At 36.8% G+C, this 20,303-nt stretch carries 35 protein-coding genes; 8 read left to right on the forward strand and 27 right to left on the reverse strand.

Going from position 1 to position 20,303, the window contains the following annotated elements; translation table 11 throughout:
• Window positions 1-143 precede the first annotated feature (143 nt).
• The 5 genes from JFU56_RS12525 (at window position 144) to JFU56_RS12545 (ending at window position 4,827) form a co-directional block, all read left to right on the forward strand.
• Window positions 144-1,130 (forward strand): hypothetical protein, encoded by a 987-nt coding sequence (locus JFU56_RS12525; RefSeq protein WP_198437634.1) that lies wholly within the window; start codon window positions 144-146, stop codon window positions 1,128-1,130.
• A 169-nt stretch (window positions 1,131-1,299) separates the two neighbouring features.
• Window positions 1,300-1,701, forward strand: coding sequence for a DUF2787 family protein (locus JFU56_RS12530; RefSeq protein WP_198437635.1), 402 nt, complete (start codon window positions 1,300-1,302; stop codon window positions 1,699-1,701).
• Between the two features lie 475 nt (window positions 1,702-2,176).
• Window positions 2,177-3,403 (forward strand): DNA cytosine methyltransferase, encoded by a 1,227-nt coding sequence (locus tag JFU56_RS12535; protein WP_198437636.1) that lies wholly within the window; start codon window positions 2,177-2,179, stop codon window positions 3,401-3,403.
• Window positions 3,404-3,520: 117 nt separating this feature from the next.
• On the forward strand, window positions 3,521-3,808 hold the full coding sequence (locus JFU56_RS12540; protein ID WP_198437637.1) for a hypothetical protein: 288 nt from the start codon (window positions 3,521-3,523) through the stop codon (window positions 3,806-3,808).
• 554 nt (window positions 3,809-4,362) lie between these two features.
• On the forward strand, window positions 4,363-4,827 hold the full coding sequence (locus JFU56_RS12545) for a hypothetical protein (RefSeq protein ID WP_198437638.1): 465 nt from the start codon (window positions 4,363-4,365) through the stop codon (window positions 4,825-4,827).
• A 151-nt stretch (window positions 4,828-4,978) separates the two neighbouring features.
• On the opposite strand, the gene JFU56_RS12550 is transcribed toward JFU56_RS12545, so the two are convergent.
• From JFU56_RS12550 to JFU56_RS12580, 7 genes are all read right to left on the reverse strand, one after another.
• Window positions 4,979-5,446, reverse strand: coding sequence for a hypothetical protein (locus tag JFU56_RS12550; protein ID WP_198437639.1), 468 nt, complete (start codon window positions 5,444-5,446; stop codon window positions 4,979-4,981).
• Window positions 5,447-5,580: 134 nt separating this feature from the next.
• Window positions 5,581-5,850: a hypothetical protein gene (locus JFU56_RS12555; RefSeq protein ID WP_198437640.1), complete on the reverse strand. Its 270-nt coding sequence runs from the start codon at window positions 5,848-5,850 to the stop codon at window positions 5,581-5,583.
• The gene (locus tag JFU56_RS12560) at window positions 5,840-6,130 is read right to left on the reverse strand and encodes a hypothetical protein (RefSeq protein ID WP_198437641.1); all 291 of its coding nucleotides are present in this window, start codon (window positions 6,128-6,130) and stop codon (window positions 5,840-5,842) included. The genes JFU56_RS12555 and JFU56_RS12560 overlap by 11 nt, the downstream gene beginning before the upstream one ends.
• Before the next feature lie 117 nt (window positions 6,131-6,247).
• The gene (locus JFU56_RS12565) at window positions 6,248-6,547 is read right to left on the reverse strand and encodes a hypothetical protein (protein ID WP_198437642.1); all 300 of its coding nucleotides are present in this window, start codon (window positions 6,545-6,547) and stop codon (window positions 6,248-6,250) included.
• A gap of 398 nt (window positions 6,548-6,945) precedes the next feature.
• Window positions 6,946-7,266 carry a hypothetical protein gene (locus JFU56_RS12570; RefSeq protein WP_198437643.1) on the reverse strand — a complete coding sequence of 107 codons (321 nt, stop codon included), beginning with the start codon at window positions 7,264-7,266 and terminating at the stop codon, window positions 6,946-6,948.
• Window positions 7,267-7,381: 115 nt separating this feature from the next.
• Window positions 7,382-7,663: a hypothetical protein gene (locus JFU56_RS12575; RefSeq protein ID WP_198437644.1), complete on the reverse strand. Its 282-nt coding sequence runs from the start codon at window positions 7,661-7,663 to the stop codon at window positions 7,382-7,384.
• 56 nt (window positions 7,664-7,719) lie between these two features.
• Window positions 7,720-7,998, reverse strand: coding sequence for a hypothetical protein (locus JFU56_RS12580; protein ID WP_198437645.1), 279 nt, complete (start codon window positions 7,996-7,998; stop codon window positions 7,720-7,722).
• Window positions 7,999-8,402: 404 nt separating this feature from the next.
• Here JFU56_RS12580 and JFU56_RS12585 point away from each other — a divergent pair, with 404 nt between their 5' ends.
• Both JFU56_RS12585 and JFU56_RS12590 read left to right on the forward strand, forming a co-directional pair.
• Window positions 8,403-8,774: a hypothetical protein gene (locus tag JFU56_RS12585; protein WP_198437646.1), complete on the forward strand. Its 372-nt coding sequence runs from the start codon at window positions 8,403-8,405 to the stop codon at window positions 8,772-8,774.
• The gene (locus tag JFU56_RS12590; RefSeq protein WP_198437647.1) at window positions 8,771-9,145 is read left to right on the forward strand and encodes a hypothetical protein; all 375 of its coding nucleotides are present in this window, start codon (window positions 8,771-8,773) and stop codon (window positions 9,143-9,145) included. Before JFU56_RS12585 ends, JFU56_RS12590 begins: the two co-directional genes overlap by 4 nt.
• A gap of 168 nt (window positions 9,146-9,313) precedes the next feature.
• On the opposite strand, the gene JFU56_RS12595 is transcribed toward JFU56_RS12590, so the two are convergent.
• From JFU56_RS12595 to JFU56_RS12655, 13 genes are all read right to left on the reverse strand, one after another.
• Window positions 9,314-9,703, reverse strand: a complete 390-nt coding sequence (locus JFU56_RS12595) for a hypothetical protein (RefSeq protein ID WP_198437648.1) — start codon at window positions 9,701-9,703, stop codon at window positions 9,314-9,316.
• A gap of 57 nt (window positions 9,704-9,760) precedes the next feature.
• Window positions 9,761-10,570, reverse strand: a complete 810-nt coding sequence (locus JFU56_RS12600) for a hypothetical protein (RefSeq protein ID WP_198437649.1) — start codon at window positions 10,568-10,570, stop codon at window positions 9,761-9,763.
• Window positions 10,571-10,726: 156 nt separating this feature from the next.
• The gene (locus JFU56_RS12605; protein ID WP_198437650.1) at window positions 10,727-11,695 is read right to left on the reverse strand and encodes a hypothetical protein; all 969 of its coding nucleotides are present in this window, start codon (window positions 11,693-11,695) and stop codon (window positions 10,727-10,729) included.
• A 531-nt stretch (window positions 11,696-12,226) separates the two neighbouring features.
• Window positions 12,227-12,610: a hypothetical protein gene (locus JFU56_RS12610; RefSeq protein ID WP_198437651.1), complete on the reverse strand. Its 384-nt coding sequence runs from the start codon at window positions 12,608-12,610 to the stop codon at window positions 12,227-12,229.
• A gap of 42 nt (window positions 12,611-12,652) precedes the next feature.
• Complete coding sequence (locus tag JFU56_RS12615) at window positions 12,653-12,841, reverse strand: hypothetical protein (RefSeq protein WP_198437652.1); 189 nt, start codon at window positions 12,839-12,841, stop codon at window positions 12,653-12,655.
• A gap of 72 nt (window positions 12,842-12,913) precedes the next feature.
• Window positions 12,914-13,192 carry a hypothetical protein gene (locus JFU56_RS12620; protein ID WP_198437653.1) on the reverse strand — a complete coding sequence of 93 codons (279 nt, stop codon included), beginning with the start codon at window positions 13,190-13,192 and terminating at the stop codon, window positions 12,914-12,916.
• The gene (locus tag JFU56_RS12625) at window positions 13,161-13,565 is read right to left on the reverse strand and encodes a hypothetical protein (protein WP_198437654.1); all 405 of its coding nucleotides are present in this window, start codon (window positions 13,563-13,565) and stop codon (window positions 13,161-13,163) included. The genes JFU56_RS12620 and JFU56_RS12625 overlap by 32 nt, the downstream gene beginning before the upstream one ends.
• A 70-nt stretch (window positions 13,566-13,635) precedes the next feature.
• Window positions 13,636-14,112, reverse strand: coding sequence for a hypothetical protein (locus JFU56_RS12630; protein WP_198437655.1), 477 nt, complete (start codon window positions 14,110-14,112; stop codon window positions 13,636-13,638).
• A gap of 64 nt (window positions 14,113-14,176) precedes the next feature.
• Window positions 14,177-14,896 (reverse strand): hypothetical protein, encoded by a 720-nt coding sequence (locus tag JFU56_RS12635; RefSeq protein WP_198437656.1) that lies wholly within the window; start codon window positions 14,894-14,896, stop codon window positions 14,177-14,179.
• Window positions 14,897-14,924: 28 nt separating this feature from the next.
• Window positions 14,925-15,230 (reverse strand): hypothetical protein, encoded by a 306-nt coding sequence (locus JFU56_RS12640; RefSeq protein ID WP_198437657.1) that lies wholly within the window; start codon window positions 15,228-15,230, stop codon window positions 14,925-14,927.
• Window positions 15,231-15,472: 242 nt separating this feature from the next.
• Window positions 15,473-15,823 (reverse strand): hypothetical protein, encoded by a 351-nt coding sequence (locus JFU56_RS12645; protein ID WP_198437658.1) that lies wholly within the window; start codon window positions 15,821-15,823, stop codon window positions 15,473-15,475.
• Window positions 15,824-15,851: 28 nt separating this feature from the next.
• A complete protein-coding gene (locus tag JFU56_RS12650) occupies window positions 15,852-16,124 on the reverse strand; it encodes a hypothetical protein (protein ID WP_198437659.1) in 273 nt (90 codons plus the stop codon).
• Between the two features lie 99 nt (window positions 16,125-16,223).
• Window positions 16,224-16,472, reverse strand: coding sequence for a hypothetical protein (locus JFU56_RS12655; protein ID WP_198437660.1), 249 nt, complete (start codon window positions 16,470-16,472; stop codon window positions 16,224-16,226).
• 301 nt (window positions 16,473-16,773) lie between these two features.
• On the opposite strand from JFU56_RS12655, the gene JFU56_RS12660 reads away from it, so the two are divergent.
• The gene (locus JFU56_RS12660) at window positions 16,774-17,016 is read left to right on the forward strand and encodes a hypothetical protein (protein WP_198437661.1); all 243 of its coding nucleotides are present in this window, start codon (window positions 16,774-16,776) and stop codon (window positions 17,014-17,016) included.
• Here the strand turns inward: JFU56_RS12660 and JFU56_RS12665 are convergent.
• The 7 genes from JFU56_RS12665 to JFU56_RS12695 all read right to left on the reverse strand — a co-directional run bounded on the left by JFU56_RS12665 (window position 16,996) and on the right by JFU56_RS12695 (window position 20,297).
• Complete coding sequence (locus JFU56_RS12665; RefSeq protein ID WP_198437662.1) at window positions 16,996-17,379, reverse strand: hypothetical protein; 384 nt, start codon at window positions 17,377-17,379, stop codon at window positions 16,996-16,998. The two genes, JFU56_RS12660 and JFU56_RS12665, sit on opposite strands and share 21 nt — an antisense overlap.
• Window positions 17,380-17,457: 78 nt before the next feature.
• On the reverse strand, window positions 17,458-17,718 hold the full coding sequence (locus tag JFU56_RS12670) for a hypothetical protein (RefSeq protein ID WP_198437663.1): 261 nt from the start codon (window positions 17,716-17,718) through the stop codon (window positions 17,458-17,460).
• 25 nt (window positions 17,719-17,743) lie between these two features.
• A complete protein-coding gene (locus tag JFU56_RS12675) occupies window positions 17,744-18,076 on the reverse strand; it encodes a hypothetical protein (RefSeq protein WP_198437664.1) in 333 nt (110 codons plus the stop codon).
• Between the two features lie 642 nt (window positions 18,077-18,718).
• On the reverse strand, window positions 18,719-19,147 hold the full coding sequence (locus JFU56_RS12680; protein ID WP_198437665.1) for a hypothetical protein: 429 nt from the start codon (window positions 19,145-19,147) through the stop codon (window positions 18,719-18,721).
• Window positions 19,148-19,185: 38 nt separating this feature from the next.
• Window positions 19,186-19,539, reverse strand: coding sequence for a hypothetical protein (locus JFU56_RS12685; protein WP_198437666.1), 354 nt, complete (start codon window positions 19,537-19,539; stop codon window positions 19,186-19,188).
• 60 nt (window positions 19,540-19,599) lie between these two features.
• A complete protein-coding gene (locus tag JFU56_RS12690; RefSeq protein WP_198437667.1) occupies window positions 19,600-19,911 on the reverse strand; it encodes a hypothetical protein in 312 nt (103 codons plus the stop codon).
• Window positions 19,912-20,033: 122 nt separating this feature from the next.
• Window positions 20,034-20,297, reverse strand: coding sequence for a hypothetical protein (locus JFU56_RS12695; RefSeq protein ID WP_198437668.1), 264 nt, complete (start codon window positions 20,295-20,297; stop codon window positions 20,034-20,036).
• Between the last annotated feature and the right edge of the window lie 6 nt (window positions 20,298-20,303).

The raw sequence follows: 20,303 nt of genomic DNA on the forward strand, positions 1-20,303 counted from the left end.
TGCCTTATCATGCCCAATGATTTAAGAAGCACTGCTTATAGCTGTTATTTGATGATTATCATCAATTAATGAGTGGAACCTAGGTTTTAATCCACTGAGTCAATCTGACTACCTAACTACCAACCATCCAAATAGGATCATCCATGGAACACAAAAATCACAGTGGGATATACCACAAAACATTTTTAGCAACGGGTGTAGTAACAGACCAAAAAATTGGGGGCGATAGCATCCCGTATTATTGGATTGATGCCCCACACTGGCAACCAGATAGCAAAGTTATAACCGAAAAATTTGGTTGGTTAAAATACAGTGCTCATCAAAAGTCTACATCTTATGTAATTGGACATAACATTTACCTCATAAATGAAGACACTAATCGTCACAGCTGCGATTTACCGTCAGGTGTGAAGACATTTCCACATGACAATTACACGTATTGGCGTAACTGTGCAAGGTCATCATTACTTAGATTAGGTGATCACCGATTTCACAATGAACTTGTTCATCACTGGATAAGCTTATTAGATACCGATGAACCTGTACCGACTCATTGGACTAAAGAAATTGAAAAACGTCAAAAGGGTATGGTGGATGAAACTAGAAAGTTTCGATTGGCCATGCACTACTCGCGAGTTCAATATGGGTTGATCACAATGAAGGATCTGCCAATTCAAACGCAGAAATGGTTATTCAGAATTAAAACACTGAAACATCAGGTTAAAGTGCACCCTCACAACAGGCTGCTAATAGAACAGTGTGTTACGGGATATTTTGAAGACGCTATAAAGTTAGTGCACCTATTAATGGATCGTACTGTACTTAAAGATTTGCAAAGTTCGATGAAGTTGGAGGTATACAATGACTTCATTCATTATTATCTAACTGAAGTAGTAACAAACTCAATGGATTTGTCCGTCGATTATGAAGCCTCTTCAATATTCAGTAGAGCGTTTCTAGACGACGAATACACTTATTTCAAACCACAACATAACCTATGCCCACTTAAGCGATTAACACCGCTTTGCAAGCCTGGTCTGTTCCCGAATGTAACTAAACATTTTAGAAAAACAAGTATATATTCCACGTCGCCGCAAGACGACAGAGTCACTGTGCGACTTATTGATTAACGAACAATATTAGTGAAACACAGTTCATTGCAATAAATGTCCGCAAGGTCGTGAGCTGCATCAAAATAACAATCCGCGCATTTAGCGCCACTTCAACCTCAACTAACTTACCCTTTGGGACCACTTCCCAACGGGAGCGGTTTCATTCCAATGCTCACTAGGAGCCACAATGAATTTATTACTTCCAAACCTGGTAATGCCAATCCAATTTGTTTCAATGTTGGATCAATTAATCAAAGAAAAAGAAGACGGCAAATACGTAATTACGTTTAGCAATGAAAAATATTCAAAAAAGGATGGTGGCGTTCAGCCCCATTTAATCGCAGTTGAAAAAGAAAATGGCCACTACAGACTATTAAGTCTGTCAGCGTTCGGGTTCTATGGTGATGAGTACATGCAAGTGACTCACTTTGATTTTGTGAAGAAGTGTGGATTTACTGATAGAGCTTTTTCATTCAATTTTGATGAAGACCCCTTTATCAGTGAGGCCTTGGAATCAAACACTGTTGGACTTGCACAAAAGTATGAATCTAATTGCTTTGATTTACCGGTAGTAAGACAATTGAATTAGACACTGCAGTCAGAACAAATAATCCGTTATCCTGATAATGGGTATGTTTACTAACTAGAGTCATCCACCAGCATTATTTGCTGGTGGATTATTCACAACAAGAAAATCCTCCAGTAATGTCCTTTCCGATTTATGCCCTCTGTAACTTGTCTTGCCTCGATGTCCACACACTAAATGTTACTGTTACGTTTCAATATAATATAATAAACCTATTGCAAGTGGTCGTATTACGACCTAGTATAGATTGTACATACCATTAATGCTCATTGAGCGCGGTTAATCAAACAGGATAGATATGTTAACTATATTAAAAAGATATGCTGTTAAGCATTTAAACAAAGGCGTGGCCAGAGTCTACATTACGAACAAAGCGGGACTCGAGTCTGCAGGTTTGTCTCAAGATGTCACGTATAGTACCCAATACGATCACCACCGAATTACAGCTACCCCGTGTAAAAATGGTAACAACACAATAATGACCACTAGCAGGGGGCTTCTACTAGAGCTGAAGAACACATCAACTGAAAACTCCCTTAAAGACGTGGACTTTGTAACAGTTACGTTTAGTAAGGATGGCGTTGTCATCACTCTTAGCCATAGCGATAAACAAAAGCTTGAACGTGAACAGTCACTCAAGCAGGCATTATGTGGCGAGCGACCGCTACGTAAAGCATCGATCTTATCCGGTACCGGTGCTTTATCTTACCAGTTGAAAACAGGTTTAGAGTCTGCAGGTGTAAATGTACAAATGTCATTTGCAATTGATGCATGCGATAAGGCCATGTCAGTGAACATTGAAGCGAATCCTATTTGGGACGGCGCCACAGATGATGCGCTTGTAGTTGTCGATCAGTTAGAGAACCTTGATATTAATATGCTGCGTCCCGCTGACATAATTGAGATCGGTTACACCTGCATTGGGATGAGCACTCTGTGCGTAAGTCAAAATAGAGACACCAATCATCCTGTCGTAGGGTTACTATATATCAAGCTATTGGCCGCATTATACAAAATGAACCCGTCAGTTGTAATTTTCGAAAACGCACCGTTCTTCATTAATTCAGACACACTTAAGATCATTAAATCAGAGATGAAAGGTTATCGCTTCGAAGAAGCCGTATTCAATGCCTATGATTTCGGCGAAATCGAACCACGTAAACGCTCTTGTGTGATTGCGATCAGCGATGGTCTACCAGAACTTCAATTAAACAATTTAACGCCACCAGCGATAACGAGAAGGCCAAAGCTAGGTGATTATCTTGAAGATATACCACTGGACTCTCCAACATGGCGCCGAATGGATCATATCAAGAAGAAAGAGCGTCAGGATTCATTAAATTTTAAGAATGCTGTCTTCGTGCCAACAGATACAAAGATCGGCACCCTAATTGCTTCATACGGCGCACCGAAAGTAGGGTCGCCTTTTATTCAGCATCCAACCAACGTGGATTTACAAAGGCAGTTAACACCGGTTGAGTTCGGCCGAATCAGACAATTGCCACAGGCAGTTAATGATCTGGTAATGAAAATTGCAGATGGTAGGCATCCACTTGTGAGTAAGCGCGGTTCCCATAGTGCTGCTTACCGGTTAATGGGAAATGGCGTTTCCAAATGGGTTTGGCTAGCGATAGGTAATTTCCTAGGTAATTACTTATTGAGAGATGTGAAGCCACGGTGTGAAAAGATTGTTGTTGCCGCGTAAGCCTCATGCTTGATATGGCCTTGGTAAGGTACAGATTATTAGGGACCATGATGATGCCTGTATGTTAGAATCGAAAAACTAAAAGCAGTTTAAACTGAACGCGGAGAATACTGGTCAATGACACCTAAAGAGTACAGCACATTAATATTAAAATGGACTGATTTGGCAAACAAGGCCGGTATTACATTGAGTAATAACAAGCCGGTGCCGACTGTTTTCTGGAAAACATTTTTAGGGATCACGCGCAGTGTGCACTTAGAATTAATGAAAGGTACCAGTAGACGTAAAGAGTTCTCGCCAAGCTTGGCCCGAACCATCCGATTTGCGAAGAAATTGGATCATAACGTGTTCATGGATGAAGTTAAAATCGCAATTTCTCTTTATGAGAGCAATAAAAGGAAGTAATACAGCCCCCTGATTAACCGTTAGGGCTGAATTGTCGTCAATAAGAGAAAGTAATACAAACAAATTTATAACTCATCCTCAATATTCAGCTTTGCCCATCAATATTTATAATCGAACACAGACAATACAAAAGCATAATATTAGTAATAGACAAAACCGGTAAGTTGCCAGGTCTATGGCAAGTGCAGCTAAGGATCATGCGAGCTGGACAGCGAAAACGATAGATTTGTTGTTATCATTTATGGAAACAGTTATAGTTCTACAGTCAAAGGTTCACTCATATAAGACGTTAAATAGAGCCTCACTTTCAAACCCTACAGTTCAACCAAAACCACCAGCATATTACTTGCATATCAATTACAGCTATAAGCTGTGCTTTCTGGCACCAGTCTAGAACCTTAACAGCATATTGCTATGATTGATGGCATCCATCAGCATTACGTGGCCGACAGGTTTAAATCCACGCACCGTTAGGTGACCTATAAATAACAACTACATCTCATTAAGAGATTACTCAATCCGCCTACTAGGCATAAGACCAAAGGAATCAGATAATGATTAATTTATATATTAGAATAACCGTGCTACTAGCAGACTACTTGGATTCTCAAAAGACATTTTCCGATCATGACAAAATGATTAACGAACCTGTATATCTCGATGAAGAAGAAGTTAAGCTCATTCAATTAGAGTACTGCTGTACTACGCTTGATTTTAAAACAGAGCAGGTCCTCAGACACCAGCGGATCCCTTATGATAAACATTGTGATAATGGTAATCATAACTGGGCGGAACACACTCGTTACCTTGAAAATGGTGAAATACTTGAACTCGGTTATGCGACAGACACTGACACCGCTGATATTAATATTCCACTAAGTCATGTACAGCTAGCTCACCGTGACAATAAAGTTGAAGAACTGATTGCTGAATGGATCAGCAAGATGGAGCCTATGCCGTGGAAAAAGCAGGTTGGTATAATGGATGGAATGCAGGGTCATAATTTAGTGACATCATAATTTAATAAACAAAATATAAAAACAAAGCCACACATATTAACGTATGTGTGGCTTTTTTATTGGACGAATAGAAAGGGGAACAAACATTCAGGTATTGGGTCTGTCTCTAGTAGGCTAGCTAAATCAAAATACCGTGTTAGTGATAATTCAGTTAAGCTTTACGCATATACACTGACATTGTAATGATGGTTATAATTAGAGCCACCAAGCCAGCCGTTTGGGTTTCAACGCCAAAAGAAGTAAACACTTCAAGTGACACACCAAAGACCGTTATACCAACAAGCAATGCAACAGCTAAACTAGCCAAACCGAAAGTTATCATGACGACAACCAACACCAACCATTTAATACCATCATTATCCTGGCCACCATTGTACTGACCATTTTTATGTTGCTCTAGTTTCACTACCAGGTTGATAAAAATTGCAAATAACACTAGTGCTAGAATAATAATTGCGGCCGTAGTTGGAGATACTGGACTGTTCCAGAATAAGACTGATGCAGGCATACCTGCAAAACTCAAAAGATACGGCATTAATAAATATGTTAAGCCACCAGCAGTGACTAAACCTAGGATACACATTAAATTTTCAGTACTTAACCGTTTAAATATATTCATAAAAATTTTCCTTGTTGTGTAAACAAAATGACTTTCTGTCTACTTAATCTCACTGGTAAGTAGCGCTAATGAATTCACCTCCATTAGTACATTTTTCATGAGTGAGTGGTATACCTATGTTGTTCTACGCTAATTCAAACAGGTAAAAGAATAGTTGTTTGCGTATGCTTTAGTAATAAATATGTCAGCCCAGCAACAGAACACAATAAAGCAATAGATATAGCGACAGATAAAGCTTGAGTTATTTTTAAGGCTTTTTCTAGATAAGTGTTGTAACGGACTAATTCTTCCAAATCATTCTGCTTTACAACACAAACAGACTCACCATGTTCCTGCTTGTACGTAACAGGAAACGGGATGCTTTCATTAATAGTTAGTTTTGATTTAATCAAATTAGTTTGCATAGTTTTTAAATTCCATTATCAACTTAGTCATTTGGTTTAAAACTGTTTTAGCAAAATCTGGAGCCTTTTCCTTCGCTAAATTTACTCCCTCAATATCACCTAATACAAAGCCTAAATAATGTAAATCATACAGGCTGGGTTCTTCATCTGACTTTTGGATTATCATCATCTCTTGACGAGCGAACATCGATGTTTGAATAATATGGAGATCTTCACCGCGCCAACGTTGCTGTACAACCTCTAATCTTAATCGTCCCTTAGGGCCTATTGTAATATTCATCTAAACTGTTCCGCGCTGGTGATTATTCCGATAAATAAGTCTGGATTTGCAGTTCTGCAAACTTTACTCCAATAAATACAAGTTCTTTCATTCCAATCATCGTATACTCATGTTTGTTTAAATAAAATCAAAGGTCATCAAAAGGATACTAGTTATATAACCTATAGATAAAATAGATAAAGCGACTAAAGTATAAATGCCAATTGAGATGATACTGCATTGCTTGACTTGAACATCTCTCACTTTTGTTCTGAAGGGTATGAAAGCTACGGCGATGGACAATACTAAACCTGAAATATACGCCAGTACCACAGAGTGCGAGGCAATCCAGGGGGAGTAGGCAGAAATAGCAGCAATGACGTCTTGATCACTAAGAGCTGTCACAACCCAATAAATAACAATGCACAGCATGATCACTACATAACCTAAAAGCCTCAATATATATAGTCCCTAAAAATCGTAATTGGATTAGCAAATTAAGTATACCGTCCCGAGTACGGAAATCAACCATTGTATTTGTCTTGAAATTATTTCATGAACATATAAATAAGTAACTATGACCCACATAACTAGCACCATTGAATATCGATCTAAAATATAAATGACGATTAAATATATAACCCAGTAATACGGGATCTATTAGATAGGATAAAATGGGAACTAACGATGATCATCATAGTTCTCATTGGCATTCATTAGTAAACACAACGCGGGGTAGGTTAAGCGGGAACAGCAATTATAAAGACTATAAAGCCCATTTAATTACCATCCATTTGAATTTCACAACTGAATCCGTCCGGTATTTTAGATTCGTTCTACTGAGCAAGTAATTCGATTAACTCTTTCTTCGAGTTAGAATGATCAGTATTCATTGAAGGGCCAGTATACATACCCTGCATTTGGCTGATGTATTGGAGTATCGGCGTAAACTCATTACGGGTAATCACGCCATCATCAGCAAGTGCATCACTTAATTTCTCGCGTAGATTTGGTAATTCATTTTTCTCTATGTATGAAACGAGGGCGGTATAAGTAAAATCATGGATTTCTGATTCACGTAAATAAAGTTTATACGCCTGGAGGCTGAGATAAGAGATACTAAGTATGCTAGCTAAGAGTAATAACTGTTTTTTCATCTTCACTTTCCGTGTTTAAAGTAATAATTAAAACTTCGAATAATATAGAATGTATGAATTTTAAGGAGTAGCAGTAAAATAAAAAACAATCCCGCAATTACCGTTAACAAACCCTTTATAAATCCATACACCGTAGATTTTTTTGATGTGGAATTTCTTTCTTATCTTTGTCCAGTATACACATTATTTTAGTATAAGTTTCTCGCACATCATCTGAAACACCTGCGATATTTAATGGGTACGAATTGTCATGCTGTACAATCATGTCCATTACTGCCATATTCAATAAACTAACCTTGTCTTTCGTGGGTTCGCCATCTTCTAAAGTACCTTCGAGGGCGCTATCCTTGCTCCAAACACCAGCTTGTTCTAACGCTAGTTTAACTCTGATATTCAAATAGATATCAAGACAATGAGCAAGATAGATTGGCTTTGGTGAGCTGCCAATCCATGTTATGGCTTATTAATACCATAATCTTGGGAAAACTGTACTTCCCATGCAGTCACAGAGTGTTCTTTGAGAAATTGGGCCAGAATATCCAACCGCCAAAAACGGGGCTTATTTTCTCGTCCGTGACGAACTCGATACCCAATTTTCACATCACTTAGGCCTAACAGCTGAAACTTAAGAGGTTCCACTTCACTTTCTTGTGCAAAGAATTTTGTAATAGTACGAGTCTCTAAGAGCCTGACAAACTCACCTTTGGTTACATTATAAAATTTGATCCGCATACATACCGTCATTATGTTATTTACATGATGTCATGTTGTCTCTTAAAAACAAAAAAGGCAAGGGTTTACATCGGTTTGGTTGTTAAATGTGAACTGAGCAGTTATAGTTCCTACTTGTCGTCAAAGGTTCCCCGTGACGTTAAAAAGAGCCTCACTTCCAAGTTTTACATCACAATAAAAATCCACCACCAAATACTTTCACTGATTCGAAATCAATAATTGCTATGCGTTGTGCTTTTCTGTACTTAACCCAAAGTTAGATACACTGCTTATAGCTGTTCTTGATGTTTACATCAATCCGCGTGGAATTAGGTTTTAAACCACACACCTTACTGGTGACCTAACTATTAACCCCGAATAGCCTTAAATGGCACTATTCAACCAAATAATCCAAAGGTATAAAAATGAGCACATTAGATGACGCTAGAAAATTAATTCAAAACAAATTGTCGCCACATTTCTTATCTGTTGTCGTGACGGAAAAAGGCAAGGGAGTTATGGGTAATGAACTGGTTGCTCTGGTAAATGAGATCAACAACGAACTACTAAACATTAAAATGGCTATCAACATATTCGGAGCCGACTTTGCAATACCAGTAAGTGACTTGAAGATAGGTAAAGAGCATCGTTCTCTATTTGCAGGTGTACACACTTGGCGGCAACATAGTTCACATTTTTACACTGAAAAAAACTTAGCCAAGCCAGTTAATCTGATATCCAAAACTCTTAATGAGAAACACATCAAAACGTCAATAGACTTAGGAACAACATTATGAATACAAACGATAAGACTAAATTATTGCAGCGACTGCTTTCGAGCTCACCGACAAGTGAGATGGCAGCAGCAGTAGAGCAGGGGAGTTTCTTTGCTGTAGCAACCCCAACTCTTTGTCATCCATCATTAACCATTGGAAGTACCGAAGTAGATAGTATATCTTTACCCGATCTTTATGAGACAAAAAAATTAGCCATTGAGGAGCTTAATGAGTTAACTGCGGGTTCTGAAGCGGACTCCGAATCAGAAGAGATTGAAGAAGATTATTTCGTTGTTTCCGTGAAATGGGATGGCGGACCAATCATCACTCTTTATGAAAATGACCAAGAAATATATGAAGGTGACTGGAAAATAGTTTCAGGCCTTGAGTAGAAAAATAAAAACCGATTTGAATATCGATAACGCCTGACACTTATCTATTTATCCACCAGCAACAGTGCTGGTGGATAAATAGATGTTAGTTCCTTAAAGCCCTCCGTGACGACGTCACACGCCATATCAAACAGCCAAAGATCATATCAAATGTTAACTGTTCGGCACTTAATGTTGAACTAAGTAGTTTGTTCGACTTCCCCAGTACATACTTTCTTTATCAGTTGGCGCCACTAACTGCTTACTCTTCAAGCTTTCAATGTGTCCTAGTTCGGCCATATCCAGGATTAACCCTGCAAGATCTATTTCTTGTAATTCTACATTTGCGATTTGATGTACAGTATCAAACAATATTTGATTATCAGAATTTTCTTGAACGATCTGTCTTAGAAAATTAGTGAGAAATCCTGATGACATATTTTGTGCGTGCTTGCTACCAGCATTGGTTTTAGCAGTCTCAATACATTTGTTAGCAATTAATTTTAAAGATTCAGACATGAACCTACTTTGAACAAATTGAATGCCCAAAGGCACACCACTTGGGTCTTGAGCTGGCATACCTTTTTCCAAACCAAACAACCAGCAATAGTATTATCATAAGCAATTACCGAGAAGTTATTTGGTTGGTAAGACTGGTAGCAAATTAGTTTTATTTTCAATGGCGTCCATAACGTTTGATTTCTCGCTAAAAAAACCGGTCAATCTATCGCTAAGACCACAAATGGCCATCATTGCATCGTGGAAAAACTGAGCGGCGTCCTCGCTATAAGACACCTCTTCACTACCAAGGGTTAGTCTCGTACCGTTAAAACCATTTAATTTCTCACCAAACTCACCGAGATGTGGCTTTTCCTCACAAGATATTTCATCATTATAAGGCTTACTTGTATGAAAATACTCTACACGTTCATGATTTCGGCTTTTGTATGTTGTTTTTCTCAATACTTGAGCTTGGATGGTGATTGTGTAAGGCTCTACAGGACGACCCGATCTGTTATCGGCGCCGTTATCAACCCAGTTAACAATTCGACCACCAGCGTCGCTGTGCTGACCGTTATCCCGCATACCTTGAGCACAGTTAGAATAAAGTTTGCCGTTTTCAATGTGTTTAGCGTAGTGGCATTGAGTTTCATATTTATAACGTATGATCAACTCATGTGATTCTTCCGTTTCAAGTAAACTCTTTATTCCATCATCGATACTTTTAATTGCATCATCCAGCGACTTGCTTTCTACACGCATATATTTTCGTGGTTTAGTAACACGGCAACCTTTGAGTAGATTAGCACGAATGTGCAGTACGTATTCATCAGGGAAAACAACGGCGAACATGCCATTTTGGTCAACAAACAAATCGGATTCAAACTCAATTTTGTCCCCTGCGTTGTTCTTAATTTCGAAGTTGTACGTATTAATTTTTGGCATGATATATTCCGTTCTAATTACGTTTCACATAATTCACTATTTAAGCCTTGAACGAATCACCGATATTCATTTGAAAAAATGATATTTATCTTTCAAGCATTGGTTCATGCACGATGAAATATCGGTGTTCCATCAGCGGTTGCTGATTGTGTTTAGCTACTTAATAATTTGAAGTGCTTCCGTTAATACATATTCATCTGCGTTATACCATGGTAGGGTGTTTATGCTTGATAGACGGATATTTTCTAATGTAGGTATGTCACTAAAAGGTTTATATATAAAACCCGCAGCTACAGCTGATTTCCATTGTGCACCTGGTTGTCTAAACGCCACAGAGTTATTAACTGATTCAGCATTAACTAGACGAGATTCGATCATTTTGCCGATAAACGTCGAGCCATTCCCACGTTCAATTAAGTCCGCATCAATTGTACTATTTTCAATTGTAACAGCTGATAAAAGGCTTTCTTCTAACGTGCCAATGGCACCGCCAATATAAACATTACCGCCGAAATAATCCCTGATTTGGATATATACAGAATCCAATTTAGCTCCATTTAACGAAGAGTTTTCCAATACACCGACAAGTCCACCAATATGCTTTGCTTTGTCTGAAGTCGTAATATGAGAATTATAACTAGTAACCCCCTCTAATTGACTTTGGTTGCTAACATAACCGACAAGCAAACCCAAACCATAACTGACACGGTGAGATGTACTGATTGCGCTTTTACTAATACTCACATCTGAAATTGAAGTGTTATATGCGGCATTACCGGCCAGCAAGCCGATAGCAGTATTCCCGTCATTTTCAGTAATGCTCATTGAGTCAAGATTTAAATGACTAATTTGACCACCTATGACTCTTGAGAATAAGCCCACATACTGATCGTCATACCGAATTTTAAGACCAACTATACTGTAACCATTACCATCGAGTTTACCTTTAAAATCGACTGCTTTGGTTTGTACAAAACCATTACAATCGATATCGTGAGAGAGAACGTAACTTTCTTTTGATCTATTTGGGATATCTAGTAGCTGTTCGCATGTTTCAATAGTTTCTGCTGCAAATGAAACTGGCGAAAGCAATGCTATTAAAGATATCAAGATTTTTGTCTTCATGCTTATGTCCTTGTTGTTATTCCGAATTGGGTGTAAATACAGTAGAAAATGAAATGCTCTGAGCAATATATCTACATACCGAACAGCGTTTATAAACGACGATTCAACACCATAATAGCGTACTTAGTACGGATTGCAACAGTTGGATATTACTTGTATATATTTTATTTAACCTGTTGAATCGAATCTGGAGTGGCTATACTTGGTCTAGTTGTAAATGCAGATACTGAAGGTGTTTTTAAAGCTTGTTTTATAGGTAATTTAGGTCGTTCATAAATAGAATATCCAATAAAGTACGCAAGCGATAATTTATTAAATTGAATAATCAGTGATTAGTTATCACGATACTGATACTCATTTTAAAAGATACATAGATTAATCGTCAAAGGGACAGGTTACGACGTTAAAAGTCCCTCACTCCCAAGTTTTACACCATTTAAACAACCACCAGCATTAACACTCTCAGCATTAATATTCATAACCGATGTGCATTGTCATGCCTATTAGAATGTAAATCACTGGTTATACCTGTTATTTGGAACATGTTTCGGTATTATGACTTAGATCCAAAGAAGAAAGATCCATTACCATTGACCCATCCTCACGATCAAAGAAGATACTTTCTGGTGAAAATATACGACCTATCGCATACAAGAACGTTCCTATTTGAGTAAGGATTTCAAAGTCTAACTCTTTAGGGGCGGGGGGGGCAGTCAATAGCTTTATGCACTCATTAGCAATTACGATTATGTCAGTAGGCAAAGGTTTACTATTGGCGTGTTTGGTAAGGATACCGCCAATATTTACACCTAGCATAAGTAGATCTGACTGAGGTGGGTTTACAAATGCATTTTCTATTTCAATTACAACGATAGTGTCAAATATATTTCTAATACAAATTTTCATTTTTTTCATGCTTTATAATTCCATTGGCGTAACTTACTTACCGTGTTTGAGTTAATTTCTAGTGACTAATTGGTGATCATCCATCTTTAAGTGTGAGTCGAGTTCAGTATCACCATATTTCATTGATGCTTTAAGGTGACTAATAATATCTCTTTCTTCTTTTCTTGATATTATCCCCTGGAAATGTAACTTCATTAGCCTGTTTTTTATTTTAGATAATTTTTGATGTTGAGAATCCATGAATTATTCCGTATTTGAGTGCGCATGCACAATTGCTGTTTGCCTGATATTTACCGTGATCTGACGTGGCTTTTAATTAAAATTAAAAGCATACTTGGGATTAGCATCTTTATATTCGGGAAATGCAATTTCCAGTTCAGCTCCTAATTCTTCACCAATGGCAATGAAAGTCATGATAGATAACGGCGGCTCTGACTTTGTTTTTGCCACATCTTTTTTAATCGACTCAATTGTTTTAGGCTCAGTTAAAAAAATTAAACCTATTCTTTTTTGATATTCGAAATCACCCCGAATCCAATGTAAGTAAAACAATTTTCCGCTAAGATTTATCGAAAACAAAAACAGCATCATAACCACTGCTATTCACTTCAACATCTTGGTACAAGTCACGCAATCCAATTTCTTGAAGATAAAAGATAAGATCCACAAATGGCTTCATGCCATAAGTTTTAATTGTTCTGTATATCTCTGAACTCTCATTTTTAATTGCAACTTCCATTTCACTACCGGCATGATCATCAGAATCAAACTGCTGAATGTAATCAGCAATGTCGCCATCAAAACTTGGCACTTCACTGCTGATAATTTCGGAAGTAAGTGCTTTCAACTCAAGAGCATCAAACTTTGAATTTAAGTGTCGAACCACCGTTGCATTCGATTTAGAAATACGATTTTGTTTAGCTTTCAACTTTGCCCGTTTAGATCTTTTTTCTTTATTCGCCATTACTTAATGTACCTTTGTTTTTTGAATGAAAATCTGATTTTGCAGATCTGCAAAATCAAGGACAGCTATTCTAATGCTTTTTATTTAATGAGTTAATTAACTCAATAGCTTGTGCCTTAAATTCTGCGCTATCAAATTCCCATGTTTCATTAGGCTCTGGCAAAGAGGGGAATATTTCAAAAAGAGCATATTCAAATACTTCCATAGTTCTCACTACATCAAAAAATTCAAAGTTTAGTGATTCAAGCATGATTAACGTACTTGAGTGATCCGATGGTTCATTTTTCAAGTTAATGATTACACTCTCGTAATCTTCACCTCCATAAGCCCCTTCAGTACCACAACTAGAGCGAATACTACCCCCTTCAATAGATACATCTACCCAAATTTCACCATCTTCATAATCGTCTTCGTTTAACGATATAGTTACTATTTGAAACTCACCATCTGTATCATTAGGCAAATAAGAAACACCAATCAGGCTAGGTACTGAACTACTCATGATTTTATTGGTTTTCACAAATTCAATTGCTTCTCTAAACTTCATAAACTTACCTTCTTATAGATTCCGTTATTGAGTTTTGTATTTTCAAACCTACGATTTTTAGGTATTAAAATTGATTACAAATATCACTATTATTTATCAATTCCTTTAACTGAAGTATATCCCGTTTTATGTATGCCTTTTCGATAGAAACCTTTTCTGTATCAATAAACGTCATGAGTTCGATTGTACCAGCCTGCCTTCCACATTTTCCCTCAATTAACGAGTCAATCATAAACACACTTCCAGAGGAGTGCTCTGGAGCATGATCAAGAGCAAGGTAAAGCATGTTTTTTTGCTTATCCCCAGTATTAGGGTGCCTTGCAAGTGTCAACATTAAAGATCTGCCATCAGACGGGTTATCCTGCAAAGTCGTTTCCATACTTAACTTTTGTTCATACGTTAGATTTGGCGCTACACGTTCAATATCATCCCAATTTAAAGTTGCTTTGTTTAACTCCCATATCTCGCGCAGCCTTACGTTTTCAGGACTATTCCACATAGACTCATTTAAGTCATTAAGGTCATTTTTATCAAAATCGATTTCTTGAATATCTTTCACACCGTAAAAACTCCCTACCAATAGCTCTTCACCGCGTTGTTGTTGTAAAGTAATTCCACTAGATGAAATAGGTAAAGCAACTTGTAATGTATTAATCGTTTTAGGTGTGTTGTGTTGCGATCCACTAGCTGTACTCTGAATAGGTGACTGACTATTTACTATAAGTTGAGTAAATACAGAACCGATGATAATACCAGCGCCAAGAGTAATTACGGTCTTCTTCATCCTTATTAACAACCTTGTATCCGTTAAGTTATTCGATGATCTTAAAAGTCGATCTACGCTGTTCTGCAAGCTCATTAGAGTTCATCCGCGCCTTAGCAACGTTACCAACGATTACTCCATCAGAATCAGTGATTATAAAGCGCTTTCTTGCCAAGTAACCTAAGCTATTTCTAAATGAATTATCAGTTAAACCAATAGATGGTAAATAATAATGGGCCGAACAATCTTGATCTGAGATTGTGTCTAAATGCTTAATGTATTCAGAATCATCTAATTTCTGTTTTTTACTTGCAGTAAACTTTCGATAAACCAATTTGGCTAAATCCCAAATCATTATCCCGATCATTGCATAGATAACAGCTTATATAATTTCATCCATTTACAAATTTTCTGAGATCGATAGGTGCATTAGCCAATTAATTGATTTTTGAATTATCTAGGCTTTTCCAATACTCATTCATACTAGCAATGGCCTCTATGAATAAGTTATTTTTAACTAATAAATTAGCGATTAAAATCGGTATAAAACCCATTGCCAAACCGACTCCCAAAAGGCAATAAGATTAATTGAAGATTTTAGAGTTCACTTAAAGGCCAATTTAGATCTATTATGTTATTGGCTTTTTGTATCACTGCGTACAGTTCGATTGCATTTGCTTCAACTGCACATTCGTCATGACTTACAGGTGGATTCTCTATCGAATCTATAAAAGATTTTGAATCACTAATAGGCTTACGACAAATTAACTTATAACGCTGTAGTGTTTTCTCGTTATCCCTGTCGAGAGCAACCCATTCAGATATAAAATGGGCCGTAACACTTTCATTAATTGTTATAACTTGGTTTATTTGTCCTACAACGAACATAGATAAACCAAATGCTGATACACCACCCCATGCAATAGTTTTTCTTAAATACTTATTCATTTTTATTTCCTTATGTATTTTCCGTTTATTAATCAGTTATCAATTTAGCCATTTTGTTTAACACTGTTTTAGCAAACTCGGGGGCTTGGTTTTTCGCTAAATCCACCCCTTTAATATCACCGGTTACAAAGCCTAAATAATGTAATTCATACAAGTCGGGTTCTTCATCTGACTTTTGAATTATCATCATTTCTTGACCAGCGAACATCGATGTTTGCATGATGCTATGATCTTCACCGCGCCACTTTTGCGGTTCAATATCCAATCTTAATCGTCCCGTTGGGCTTGTTTTAATATCCATCTAATTTTTCCAATGTAAGCAGAAATAAGTTTCCGTTGATTGGCCGATGCCAGTTTCCAACTATATTAATGAGCCATTATATTCCCCACCAAAAAGTCACTATTTTTTCACCCAGTCTGGCGTCTCGATGGTTTTCATTTCGGGTATATGATGAATGTCGTTTTTTGTGAAAACATGCATCTTACCTCCTAAACCTGATTCTGAAACAGCAACAATATCACCTACTGGATCTTTAATTAGTACAGGCTTAAGTATTTCTCTTCTACCGACAAAATACATCATTTCAAGTTCAATGGGGAGTCCATCACAGGTTTCAACTGGACCTTGTTGCATCACTATTTTTTCCATATATTTTAAACCGTCCTTTCAGTGTTTGGTTTAGAAAATTGCAGAATTAGCAACTTTCCGTGTTTTAGTGCGCATGTGCACTTTCTGTAAAATTCTGTTGTTTCATTATCTACTTGGTTGTTGGCTTAGATAGGCAGCTTTCATACTTACCTGTGAGTACCATCATTTCATTAAATGTTTCATCGTACTGCTGTGATGATGCGGCCTTTGCTACCTATTCTTGTAATTTTCTTTCTTATTTGATACCGCATGCTGATATATAAAGGCACAAGTAACTGGGGTGAAAGCGACGGAATGTATAATGAACCAAAGAACAGTTCGACCAATGTTGAATTGTTCATGTACGATTACAGCCCCTACAAATGCGGATAGTAATAACCCGATGATAGAGAAAATAAAGAGTATAGATAAAGTACTACCGTTGATAATCCATTTTTTAATTTTGTTCAAAGTCATTACTTGTCCTTATTTACCATTACTCGATGCCAAAGCCATCACCAGCGGCACATCCATTATGATTTTGTTAACCAATGTACGTATTTAGTGGTTTAAATTCACATGTATTAGCTGCATCAACTTGTCGCTCAATCGCAATTATAGGATTATTAAATACTCTTAAATCCATTGGGAAAACAAAACTCACGACTTTGATGAGAAAACTAGCTGCGAACGAAGCTTCCGGACCGCTACAGTGTTTAGATATGACGCTAGCAAACTCAAAGTATTGCTCCATTCTAAATTGTGTTGAACCGTCCAGAATTTTGGTCAAATCACCTTCCATGCGAGCAGGGAATGCACCAGAGTCAACCAATGCACTGTAAGCTTCATGAGTAGACATTTTACCAGTATCGTTATCTGAGCATCCACTCATGACTAGAAGTGTAATTAATACGATAAATTTATTCATCAGGTAAATTCCGATAAGTTGATAGTAAATTTACTACTGCCATTTTCTTACAAATGGCAGGGGTAAATTAACTTGCACTTAATTCATTGACTCAGCTTTTAACTTTGAGAGTTCATTAGCCTTTTTATCTAAATCATTCATGGTTGTAAATACTGGACCACCAGTAGAAATACCAATTGCAAGACCAACCAAAGTATCAACCTTATCAACAGGCAGATCGAGTTCTTTAGCCACTCTTTTGCAAGCTCGCACATCGTTCAAGCCAAATTGCAATACTTCCATTAAACAGCTAGCTAAATCATCATCTAATTGTGAGAATGCTTTTTTTACATTGTTCATATGTTCCCTTAATTTTCCGACAAGATTAATCTTTTAGTAACACGACTGTTTCAACCTTGGCTTTATCCAAAGTTAACAAGTTAAACTCTTTGCGTTCACCATCTTTAAAGATCACTATCATGTTTGTAAATACGCCACTCTCTAGTGGGCTAATCAAAACAGAGTTTGGTTTTTCACTGTTAATATCAACCTTTATTGATGAACTTGCACCAACACCAATTAGGTCTATTGTTTTGTCAAAACAAAGCTCATGAGAAGTGTTTAACGGCATGTAGTTGATCACAGGTGACGGTGCTACACATTCAGCTTTAGCGCCAAATGTTGATAGTGCCAAGAGTAAATAAAATGATTTTTTCATGTAAAATATTCCATTCCATTAAGTAAAAAGAATTTTCCGTTGGGTTTGTATTTTTGCATCAAAACGACAGTTATTTTCATTTATTCTAGCTCTAGGTTGTAGTTGCCATTCTCCTAGTCTTAATAGCTTTAAGAAAAGGTTTGCACTCTTAAAATCAAATCCCATATATTTATTAAGCATAATTTGACTACCAGTTCAAAATTACTAAAGCGTTAAATATCAAAAAAATTACTAATATTAGATTCGTGTAATTTTTTTTACTCATAAACAAAATCCCGTTATTGTACACTTAAATTAATTATACCGTCCTTAGTACGGCTGTCACGTTTTAAATTTCAGTTAGCACAAGTTAATTGTTAAGACTCATCGGAGTTACTTAGTGCCTTACATTAATGATTTATCTAGAAAGAACTTCAGATATCCATCTGCCAAAGTAATAAAGGAATATCAGAAGGGGGTAGGGCTCCTGAGTGGGCTTTGCAGATCTCCGCGAATAGCACTAACTCAAATTAGAAATGTTAACACCGTAATTGGATAATAATTTTAAGTTATTGCGCTGTTTTTAGTTAGGAATAATAATTTTCTGTTGTTTCAGATACGGCCGGTGGGACTTTATTAGCTACCAACTATTTTCCGACATATTTATTGATAACTACATAATTTAAGAGTTCGCTTTACATCTTGAATGAAGGCTTCTAAGTATCCTCCAAACATATCAACAGATTCACACCTTTCTTCCTGATCAAGAATCTCATTTTGCCAATAACAATCTAACCATCGCACCAGTAGCTTAAACGTCCCCAGCGCAGTGCTTAATAACCAGCTATTTTCTAACGATTCATCAGTGACAGGTTTACTTTTAATTACCGAAGGTAAGCGAGCGTAACTCTCAATCTCAACAAAGTACTCTTTAAGTAATATGATTAATGAGTCAATAGATTCAGCTTTGTTGGGATTCAACGCCTCAACAATGACAAGTAGTTCTTTGGTTCTCTGCTGATATTTCCCTGCATGTATCGCTAGTATAAACGTTACATTCATTGGCGATCTAAGACTTTGTTCGTTACTCATTGGCGTATATTCCGGTATGTATTGGCTCCATAAAAAGTCTACTGATTTCTCAAGTTATCAATTTCTGCGTGAATAGATTGATTTTGAAACTCTACCCATTGATTAAATCGCTGTACTTTAGCTTGTTGGCATAACAATGGATTGTCAGATGCCTTTAGATTAGATTTTTTTTGTTCTAGCAACCAACCACAAAAACTTAAATATTCATTAATGCTGTTTGCCAATAAACTTGCGCAATAATAATTAGGATCTTTTTTGGAGTGAGGACAATTGATAACAATATTTTTCCCTTGGATCACTGATAATTCATATATTGTTTTTGATGATTCATTACCTTTGGCTGCTTGCATGCTGCCAAGAATAACCATAAAAGAAAGTATAACCTTTTTCATTTTGAAAGCTCCCTGATTTCTTCATGTGTAAATTGCTAACAAACTAAATTCTGTGATTGTTTATTTTGTTACCCAACAAGGTTCATCTTGATTCTTGTGGCATAACTCTAATTCATATACATCTAGCTTATTTAGTTTTGCTTCATTGGCTGTTACAACAGTTAACAAACCGTAACCAACTACAACAAGACTTGAATTGTCTCTTTCCATTATTAAGCGAGCGGCCTCAGCAGAAGCTAAAAATTCATCGTCAACATGGTTACAGCCGTTTTTCTGTCTTGAAGTCTGTTTCGATTTACCATCAAAAATAAACCACTCCAAACTTCCTGACATACGTCCAACAATCCCTTTAAACATTGCTATCTTATTCATGTTTTACCGCCTTACAAATTTTCCGTTAATTGAGTGCCAAAATGGCAGGTTTTTATTACTAGTGCATATTAGCGATTAGCATGCGAATGCTGAATTTTGCATTGTTTAATAATACTTTAAAATTAAAGCTTGCTAGTAAGAATCCATTCTACATGTTTGTCTCCAACATCCTTAGCAAGTTGCGGGGTTTTAATCAAAGAACGTTTAGTGAGATGTACATACTTAGTCATGTCTTTACCAAGTTTAGTATAACGAGCATTCTGCTTCGATTCATAGAACAGCGCAGCATTGAAACCTAAAGACAAAACTAAACTTACACCAGTAATAACTATAATTACCTTCTTAATCTTGAATTTAGTAATGAACCGTTTAATATCTTTTTTCATACTATT

The sequence above is a fragment of the Moritella sp. F3 genome, assembly GCF_015082335.1.
GTDB lineage: Bacteria > Pseudomonadota > Gammaproteobacteria > Enterobacterales > Moritellaceae > Moritella.

What these genes read in the sequence shown, in the direction of transcription:
- JFU56_RS12525 (WP_198437634.1), top strand. Translation starts at nt 144, where the DNA reads ATGGAACACAAAAATCACAGTGGGATATACCACAAAACATTTTTAGCA.
- JFU56_RS12530 (WP_198437635.1), top strand. Translation starts at nt 1,300, where the DNA reads ATGAATTTATTACTTCCAAACCTGGTAATGCCAATCCAATTTGTTTCA.
- JFU56_RS12535 (WP_198437636.1), top strand. Translation starts at nt 2,177, where the DNA reads ATGACCACTAGCAGGGGGCTTCTACTAGAGCTGAAGAACACATCAACT.
- JFU56_RS12540 (WP_198437637.1), top strand. Translation starts at nt 3,521, where the DNA reads ATGACACCTAAAGAGTACAGCACATTAATATTAAAATGGACTGATTTG.
- JFU56_RS12545 (WP_198437638.1), top strand. Translation starts at nt 4,363, where the DNA reads ATGATTAATTTATATATTAGAATAACCGTGCTACTAGCAGACTACTTG.
- JFU56_RS12550 (WP_198437639.1), bottom strand. Translation starts at nt 5,446, where the DNA reads ATGAATATATTTAAACGGTTAAGTACTGAAAATTTAATGTGTATCCTA.
- JFU56_RS12555 (WP_198437640.1), bottom strand. Translation starts at nt 5,850, where the DNA reads ATGCAAACTAATTTGATTAAATCAAAACTAACTATTAATGAAAGCATC.
- JFU56_RS12560 (WP_198437641.1), bottom strand. Translation starts at nt 6,130, where the DNA reads ATGAATATTACAATAGGCCCTAAGGGACGATTAAGATTAGAGGTTGTA.
- JFU56_RS12570 (WP_198437643.1), bottom strand. Translation starts at nt 7,266, where the DNA reads ATGAAAAAACAGTTATTACTCTTAGCTAGCATACTTAGTATCTCTTAT.
- JFU56_RS12580 (WP_198437645.1), bottom strand. Translation starts at nt 7,998, where the DNA reads ATGCGGATCAAATTTTATAATGTAACCAAAGGTGAGTTTGTCAGGCTC.
- JFU56_RS12585 (WP_198437646.1), top strand. Translation starts at nt 8,403, where the DNA reads ATGAGCACATTAGATGACGCTAGAAAATTAATTCAAAACAAATTGTCG.
- JFU56_RS12590 (WP_198437647.1), top strand. Translation starts at nt 8,771, where the DNA reads ATGAATACAAACGATAAGACTAAATTATTGCAGCGACTGCTTTCGAGC.
- JFU56_RS12595 (WP_198437648.1), bottom strand. Translation starts at nt 9,703, where the DNA reads ATGCCAGCTCAAGACCCAAGTGGTGTGCCTTTGGGCATTCAATTTGTT.
- JFU56_RS12600 (WP_198437649.1), bottom strand. Translation starts at nt 10,570, where the DNA reads ATGCCAAAAATTAATACGTACAACTTCGAAATTAAGAACAACGCAGGG.
- JFU56_RS12605 (WP_198437650.1), bottom strand. Translation starts at nt 11,695, where the DNA reads ATGAAGACAAAAATCTTGATATCTTTAATAGCATTGCTTTCGCCAGTT.
- JFU56_RS12610 (WP_198437651.1), bottom strand. Translation starts at nt 12,610, where the DNA reads ATGAAAAAAATGAAAATTTGTATTAGAAATATATTTGACACTATCGTT.
- JFU56_RS12615 (WP_198437652.1), bottom strand. Translation starts at nt 12,841, where the DNA reads ATGGATTCTCAACATCAAAAATTATCTAAAATAAAAAACAGGCTAATG.
- JFU56_RS12620 (WP_198437653.1), bottom strand. Translation starts at nt 13,192, where the DNA reads ATGATGCTGTTTTTGTTTTCGATAAATCTTAGCGGAAAATTGTTTTAC.
- JFU56_RS12625 (WP_198437654.1), bottom strand. Translation starts at nt 13,565, where the DNA reads ATGGCGAATAAAGAAAAAAGATCTAAACGGGCAAAGTTGAAAGCTAAA.
- JFU56_RS12630 (WP_198437655.1), bottom strand. Translation starts at nt 14,112, where the DNA reads ATGAAGTTTAGAGAAGCAATTGAATTTGTGAAAACCAATAAAATCATG.
- JFU56_RS12635 (WP_198437656.1), bottom strand. Translation starts at nt 14,896, where the DNA reads ATGAAGAAGACCGTAATTACTCTTGGCGCTGGTATTATCATCGGTTCT.
- JFU56_RS12640 (WP_198437657.1), bottom strand. Translation starts at nt 15,230, where the DNA reads ATGATTTGGGATTTAGCCAAATTGGTTTATCGAAAGTTTACTGCAAGT.
- JFU56_RS12645 (WP_198437658.1), bottom strand. Translation starts at nt 15,823, where the DNA reads ATGAATAAGTATTTAAGAAAAACTATTGCATGGGGTGGTGTATCAGCA.
- JFU56_RS12650 (WP_198437659.1), bottom strand. Translation starts at nt 16,124, where the DNA reads ATGGATATTAAAACAAGCCCAACGGGACGATTAAGATTGGATATTGAA.
- JFU56_RS12655 (WP_198437660.1), bottom strand. Translation starts at nt 16,472, where the DNA reads ATGGAAAAAATAGTGATGCAACAAGGTCCAGTTGAAACCTGTGATGGA.
- JFU56_RS12660 (WP_198437661.1), top strand. Translation starts at nt 16,774, where the DNA reads ATGAACCAAAGAACAGTTCGACCAATGTTGAATTGTTCATGTACGATT.
- JFU56_RS12665 (WP_198437662.1), bottom strand. Translation starts at nt 17,379, where the DNA reads ATGAATAAATTTATCGTATTAATTACACTTCTAGTCATGAGTGGATGC.
- JFU56_RS12670 (WP_198437663.1), bottom strand. Translation starts at nt 17,718, where the DNA reads ATGAACAATGTAAAAAAAGCATTCTCACAATTAGATGATGATTTAGCT.
- JFU56_RS12675 (WP_198437664.1), bottom strand. Translation starts at nt 18,076, where the DNA reads ATGAAAAAATCATTTTATTTACTCTTGGCACTATCAACATTTGGCGCT.
- JFU56_RS12680 (WP_198437665.1), bottom strand. Translation starts at nt 19,147, where the DNA reads ATGAGTAACGAACAAAGTCTTAGATCGCCAATGAATGTAACGTTTATA.
- JFU56_RS12685 (WP_198437666.1), bottom strand. Translation starts at nt 19,539, where the DNA reads ATGAAAAAGGTTATACTTTCTTTTATGGTTATTCTTGGCAGCATGCAA.
- JFU56_RS12690 (WP_198437667.1), bottom strand. Translation starts at nt 19,911, where the DNA reads ATGAATAAGATAGCAATGTTTAAAGGGATTGTTGGACGTATGTCAGGA.
- JFU56_RS12695 (WP_198437668.1), bottom strand. Translation starts at nt 20,297, where the DNA reads ATGAAAAAAGATATTAAACGGTTCATTACTAAATTCAAGATTAAGAAG.